The sequence below is a fragment of the Kocuria aegyptia genome (genome assembly GCF_039530085.1).
Taxonomy (GTDB): Bacteria; Actinomycetota; Actinomycetes; order Actinomycetales; family Micrococcaceae; genus Kocuria; species Kocuria aegyptia.
Genome location: NZ_BAAAOA010000033.1, coordinates 1 through 6,139, shown reverse-complemented (window position 1 = coordinate 6,139; position 6,139 = coordinate 1). Strand labels below are relative to the sequence as shown.

The following is a 6,139-nucleotide window of genomic DNA, read 5'->3' as shown; positions in this document are numbered from 1 at the left end:
TGTGGTGATCAGCCCCCGGCCTCACGCGTCCCGGCCCGTGCCAATAACGTCATGCCCTCTTACAACTAGTCCTCATGGTTGTCGAGGGACCGTCCAACGATCGAAGCGGGAGAAGGCGTCCAGCACTGCGCAGCAGTAGATCTTGCTTTCCGTGGCGGGATGTTCGGTGATGTCGGTAACCCATAGCTGGTGGGGCGCGAGCCGATGGAACTTGCGGTGCACCAGGCCATCGGCGGTGGCCACGCCTTTGAGCTTTTTCACCTTGGTCGGGCTCGGGAAACTCACGATCCCGGCGAGACTCAGCAGCACGGCCACCAGGTTCTCACTGGCGACGATGTCCATGCCACCGGTGAGTTCGGCGTGGACCCGCCGGGAGCCGAAGGTTCCGCGGGCGGCGGTGTGTACCTCAGGGATCAGCCCCGTGGACCACACTGCCGGCGCATTGCCGTGGGCGACAGCGGCTGGTGCTTGTACTGGAAGTACCCGAAACTGCTCACGCCCAGCAGACGGCAGTCCTTGACGGGGTGCCCGGCGTCGACGAGTTCATCGATCACCGGATGAGCCCTTTTGGGTCGGGGTGGTCCTCTCCGAGCGGCTTCGCGGCCCGCTTGAGGATCTCGACTTTTGCCTCACGAACTCGGATCAGATCCTTCACCTTCGCCACCTCCGCCGACTCTTGGGCCGTGAACCCGGGTCGTTCGCCGCGGTCGATTTGGTCCTGGCGGACTCAGTTATGCAGGGCACCGCTGCTGACGCCTTGCTCAGCGGCAGTGGCGGCGGTCGTCCTGCCTGCTCGCACAAGAGCGACGGTACGGAAACGGAACTCGGCCGGGAAGGGACGCAGTATGGTCGGAGCCTCTCGATGACTTGCCCCGACCTTCACACCAGCAAGGCTAAGCAAGCCATGGGACAGGTCAAAGAGTCAACGGAAGTCGAGGCGGTCCCAGGCTCGCAATCCAACAGGGAAAACCGTCCTTATGTCAGGTCCATCCCCATGAATGGGTATCCATTGACCGGCTCGAACGGACGTGGGTGTGATCACCACTAGCGACTGCATGGTCACGTCAGGGCGCAGATCCGGTGTACACACCTGCAACACACCGTCACAGAAGCAGGCGTACTTCGCGATGTCACATCACCGATTAGGGGACAATCGCTGGCCACCCTGTCCACCGTTTGACCTACAACTGAGCTGACTCAACAGCCTCCAGGGAATCTGGGCCTTCCAATTTCGGCCATTGGCATTCACAAATTCATTCAGTCGAACAAGCCCCGCGAATGCGTCGCGGCGCCCGAGCCTATGACTGCAAGAGTAAATCCTGCATGCTCTCAGCAAGTTAGTTCACCCGGGGGGAACGAACCAAGCCACGTGCAATTGCACACTGGCAGGGGTTTAAGGGGGACACTCAATGCGCTCGGCACTCCGATGCATCATGCTCGCATGCGTATCCATCGAAACGCATACATATACGCTTGCACGACTATGCGCGAAAAGGATGTAGGCATGCTCTACGGGCGCGTTGCAACGCATGGGCACGACCTGGGGCATGTCTCTCACTAGGCCTTAAACCAAACGGCCACGGCGCGCAGAACGCCCCTACGGCGGTAGGTCAGCGCGAGCTGGTCGTAGCGAGTCGCGAGGCGTCGCGACTGCTCCAAGGCAGTGAAGGAGTCTCCGGTATATCAGAGTCGGCTGGGAACTAGGGGAGTTCCCAGATGGATGCTTTTACTTAGGGGTAGAAATGCAAACAAATGGCCAGCTCCCAAGCACGACCGTGGTGGTTCCAACCTTTAACGAAGTGAAAAACGTGGGTCATGTGCTCTCATCCCTGCCTGATGGAATCGATGAAGTCATTCTCGTCGACGGACATTCACGAGATGGAACCGTCGAAGCCGCCAGAGAGGCCCGAAAAGATATCAAGGTGGTCTTCCAAACCCGGCGCGGCAAGGGGAACGCCATGGTGGCGGGCTTCTACTCGGCCTCTGGAGACCGGATCGTGGCAATCGATGCAGACGGGTCCATGGAACCGGCCGAGATACCGCGGTTCCTGCAAGCGATGGACGACGGTGCCCACTATGTCCGTGGAAGCCGGTTCATGGACGCCGGTGGAAGCACCGACATCACGCCTGTCCGGTATGCTGGCAACCTGACACTAAATTTTCTCGCCAACACAATGTGCGGGACTAGGTTCACCGACCTTTGCTACGGGTTCGTAGCGTTTCGACGTTCGGTCCTGGATCTTATGCGCTTCCCCGACCCGTTTAATGAGCACCTCGGCAACGTGTGGGGAGACGGATTTGAGATTGAGACCCTCATGGCCATCCGCGCTGCGAAGGCGGGACTCAAGATCGCGGAAGTACCAAGTTTTGAAGCGAACCGGCTGAACGGCGTGAGCAACTTGCATACCTTCCGGGACGGCGCGAGATGCCTTAAGACTCTCGTCGCGGAAGGTGTGGCCCCTCGCACCATGTCGCGGATTCCGGAGGCCGCCCCGATCCCGGCTATCGATCGCTCCGAGGTCCATGTTCTCCACGACGGGGCGCTCGCCATGGGGCGCGTCATTGTCGAGAGCGCGACCGGAGTCCTGCAGCGTGCCGCCGACAGCACCGCGCCCACCCGTCAGGTCCTGTGATGCCCGGACCTCCGCCCACCGCGCACAAGATCAGCGTTGTCGTGTGCGCGTTCAGCGAGCAACGATGGGACGAACTATGTGCTGCCATCGCATCGTTGGAGCAGCAATCGCTGGTGCCGGAGGACGTCGTGCTCGTCATTGATCACAACGACCGCCTGTTCGAACGGGCCCTTGAGGTCTTCGACCGGGCGACAATCATGCGCAACACGGCGGAGAAGGGACTTTCCGGCGCCCGCAATACTGGAACAGAAGCGGCACGGGGGAGCATAATCCTCTTCCTGGACGACGACGCCACTGCCGACCGTCGTTGGGTCGAACGCATGGTGGCGCCTCTGGAAGATCCCGACATCGTCGGCGTGGGTGGCACCGCCCTCCCAGCATGGGAGGGCGGTGCCGCACCGCCGTGGTTTCCCGAGGAGTTCTACTGGGTCGTGGGATGTAGCTATCGCGGTCTCCCTACCCACCGAGCGCAGATTCGCAACCCGATCGGCGCCACCATGGCCTTCCGGGCCAGCAGCCTGCGGGAGTGCGGCGGGTTCGCCAGCACTTTGGGACGAGTCGGGGACAAGCCGGTTGGTTGCGAGGAAACTGATCTTTCACTTCGGATCGCGGCCGCGCAGCCGCAAAGCCGAGTGATTCTGGCCCGCGACGCGGTGGTCCACCACCGGGTACCCCGTCAGCGCCAGACGGCGAGCTACTTCCTGCGCCGCTGCTACTGGGAGGGCGTGAGCAAGGCGGTGCTCGTCCATAGACTCGGCGAACGCGCAACGCAAGGGCTCTCGGATGAACGCAAGCATGCCCTGCGTACGTTGCCGCAGGGCATGCTGCTAGCGGTCGCCGAAGCGTGGAAGCGGCGTTCGCCAGCCCTCGCCCTCAGAGCAGGCAGCATACCGATGGGGCTCGCTGTGACGGCTGCTGGCTACGTGGCCGGCAGCTTGAAGGTCGCGCCCTTCAGCAGTCATGCGGGGGTGGACGCCGCTTATGCCTGAGGTCAGCAGTGTGCGCCGCAGCAGAGGGGGGAGCCGCGCGGCCGCGACTTTGTACTGGATCCCGGAACGGACCCAGCGCCGGGGGAACCGTGGCGGGCGGCGGCCGCCGCGGCACTCCGTAAACTGCAGCTCGGGACGGGAGCGGATTTGAACACACAACTAATTCCAGTTCTGCTTTACCATGCCGTGACAGAAAACCCGGGAAACTTGATCGCACCCTTCACCGTGACACCGCAGGTCTTCGAACAGCACCTTGGCGCCCTGAGAGAAGAGCGATACAAGTGTGTCACTTTCAGCGAATTGCTCGATTCACTAGCCGCCCACACCATATCGTCTCGAACCGCAGTAATTACTTTCGATGACGGATACAAAGATTTTGCAGACAACGCCCTGCCTGTGTTGCAAGCGCACGACTATCCGTCGACCCTGTATTTGACCACCGGCTTCTTGGCAGGCGGCAAGCTACATCACAAGGAATCTGGTCCATCCGACTTGATGCTCGATTGGGCCCAACTTCCCGAACTCGTAGCGAGTGGCACCGAAATCGGCGCCCATAGCCACAGCCATCCCCAATTGGATACGCTCACAGCAGCGCAACTTCACCGGGAGACTCACTTACCCAAGGAACTTTTGGAGAACGTTCTAGGCGTTCGCGTTCGTAGCTTTGCCTATCCGCACGGATACAATGGTCCACGGGTACAACGTTTCATCAAGAATGCGGGTTACGACAGTGCAGCTGGCGTTCGAAACGCGTTCACCCACTCAAGCGATGACCGATTTAATGTGGCACGCTTGATGCTGCAATCTCATCATTCGTTGGAAACGTTTCGCAATTGGCTTCGTGGATTAGAAGCACCCCCAGCGACCCGAGGCGAGGCCATGAGAACGAAACTCTGGCGCGACTATCGCCGAGGCAAGGCAATAGTGAGACGACAACCCGGATCGGATTACCAATGAGACCCATCTACTTTCCTCATTTCGTGCCAGCACGGGTGATGTCGGTGGACTTGGCCACGGACAAAGTAGAACTGCCAGCGCCGAGCGAACGCCCGCCAACGGCTTATTCTCGCATTCGAGCTCTGGTTCGGATGGCCGATGCACCGATTGGGTTTGTCGAGCTTGAAGGCGTCACCACGCACGACGACCCGTCGATCGTTGAGATGGTTCGCACACGCGCATGGGATGAACTCCGTGAGGATATGATCGAGCTTTTCGTCAATGCAGGGTTGCCCGTTCCATCGCAATCAACAGATCTGTGTACGTTCGCGCAACAATCTACACAGAACGCCGCGGCCCACGAAGAAGTTCTCGTCAGCGTGGTTATTTGCACTCTTCACAACGACGAAGCAGCTATGTCTACTGCAGCTCGAGTATTAGAGGGTACGCACGACAACCTCGACGTCATCATCGTTGACAATTCTGATTCGCCCGAACGGCTCGCAGTAAAGGTCGCTCAGCAATTTTCCGATAATGGTCGGGTACGGCACGTCTGGGAACCCCGTCGGGGCTTGTCGCGCGCCCGCAACAAGGGGCTGGAAGTAGCGCGCGGAGACATTATCGTCTTTACAGACGACGATGTGATCGTCGATCGCCTCTGGGTCACCAAGATCATCGAAGCGTTCGATCTGGCACCGAACGTGGGCTGTGTCACGGGTTCAATCATTCCTGCGGAGTTGGAAACGCCAGCACAGGACTTGCTGGAACAGTTCGGCGGATTCAACAAGGGTTTTGCCACGGCAATATTTAACATGACCGATCACCGTCGCCCTGGGCCCCTCTATCCATACGATGCTGGACGATTCGGTTCCGGCGCGAATATTGCCTTCAAACGCGTTTGCATCGACGAAGTCGGCGGGTTTGACAACCATTTGGGGGTCGGCACTCCAGCCTGGGGCGGAGAAGACATCGACGTCCTCCGGCGCACCATCACGGCTGGTTACAGCCTCGTTTATGTCCCGGGCGCGCTCATGTGGCATCGACATCGTCGCTCGTATGACGCGCTGCGCTGGCAGATATACCGATATGGGGTTGGCCTCAGTGCAACAGTGACCAAATGGGTGACTGAAGATCGTGGCACCGCAGTAGAGGTTGCACGACGACTGCCAGCAGGAGCGCTATATGTTCTCGGACCGAAGTCAAAAAAGAACAAATCCAAGACCGATGCTTACCCAAAAAGCCTCACGCTACTTGAGTTGGCTGGTTTGCTCGTGGGTCCATTCGCGTACTTCCGTAGCCGTCGGGCGGCCCGCAGTGTCGACAATGACAGCAAAAAATACCCAGGCAATGTGGTTTTCCGGCCAGTGAAAAGAGGGTGAGCCTCATGGAGCCAACGGCGGGTCAACGAACGCAGAGCCTTTGCGGACACGAACTTGACGTTCCACCATCTGGTGCCGTTGACGAGGGGGGCAGTGCATGATCGCCGACGTAATCACAAGTGGATCGCGCGACCTAGATGTTGTGGGGCATGAGGTTCTTGGCGCGGGTGCGTCGATGAGATGAGGAACGGGCTCCTCGTCA

Annotated in this window: 6 protein-coding genes; 4 read left to right on the top strand and 2 right to left on the bottom strand. The window is 59.7% G+C overall.

Annotated features, from left to right (window positions below; genetic code table 11):
* Positions 1 to 72: 72 nt before the first annotated feature.
* Complete coding sequence (locus ABD220_RS13505; protein ID WP_344123381.1) at positions 73 to 342, bottom strand: hypothetical protein; 270 nt, start codon at positions 340 to 342, stop codon at positions 73 to 75.
* 71 nt (positions 343 to 413) lie between these two features.
* Positions 414 to 554: a hypothetical protein gene (locus tag ABD220_RS13500; protein ID WP_344123380.1), complete on the bottom strand. Its 141-nt coding sequence runs from the start codon at positions 552 to 554 to the stop codon at positions 414 to 416.
* A gap of 1,221 nt (positions 555 to 1,775) precedes the next feature.
* Between ABD220_RS13500 and ABD220_RS13495 the strand changes: the two genes are divergently transcribed.
* The 4 genes from ABD220_RS13495 to ABD220_RS13480 all read left to right on the top strand — a co-directional run bounded on the left by ABD220_RS13495 (position 1,776) and on the right by ABD220_RS13480 (position 5,937).
* Positions 1,776 to 2,633 (top strand): glycosyltransferase family 2 protein, encoded by an 858-nt coding sequence (locus ABD220_RS13495; protein ID WP_344123378.1) that lies wholly within the window; start codon positions 1,776 to 1,778, stop codon positions 2,631 to 2,633.
* Positions 2,633 to 3,622, top strand: a complete 990-nt coding sequence (locus ABD220_RS13490; RefSeq protein WP_344123376.1) for a glycosyltransferase family 2 protein — start codon at positions 2,633 to 2,635, stop codon at positions 3,620 to 3,622. The genes ABD220_RS13495 and ABD220_RS13490 overlap by 1 nt, the downstream gene beginning before the upstream one ends.
* Positions 3,623 to 3,769: 147 nt before the next feature.
* Complete coding sequence (locus ABD220_RS13485; RefSeq protein WP_344123375.1) at positions 3,770 to 4,579, top strand: polysaccharide deacetylase family protein; 810 nt, start codon at positions 3,770 to 3,772, stop codon at positions 4,577 to 4,579.
* Entirely contained in the window at positions 4,576 to 5,937 is a 1,362-nt protein-coding gene (locus tag ABD220_RS13480; RefSeq protein ID WP_344123374.1) for a glycosyltransferase family 2 protein, read from the top strand. Before ABD220_RS13485 ends, ABD220_RS13480 begins: the two co-directional genes overlap by 4 nt.
* The last annotated feature ends 202 nt before the right edge of the window (positions 5,938 to 6,139 follow it).

Bases quoted from the DNA above. Each gene is read 5' to 3' on its own strand.
- ABD220_RS13505 (WP_344123381.1), bottom strand. From the start codon at position 342: ATGGACATCGTCGCCAGTGAGAACCTGGTGGCCGTGCTGCTGAGTCTC.
- ABD220_RS13490 (WP_344123376.1), top strand. From the start codon at position 2,633: ATGCCCGGACCTCCGCCCACCGCGCACAAGATCAGCGTTGTCGTGTGC.
- ABD220_RS13480 (WP_344123374.1), top strand. From the start codon at position 4,576: ATGAGACCCATCTACTTTCCTCATTTCGTGCCAGCACGGGTGATGTCG.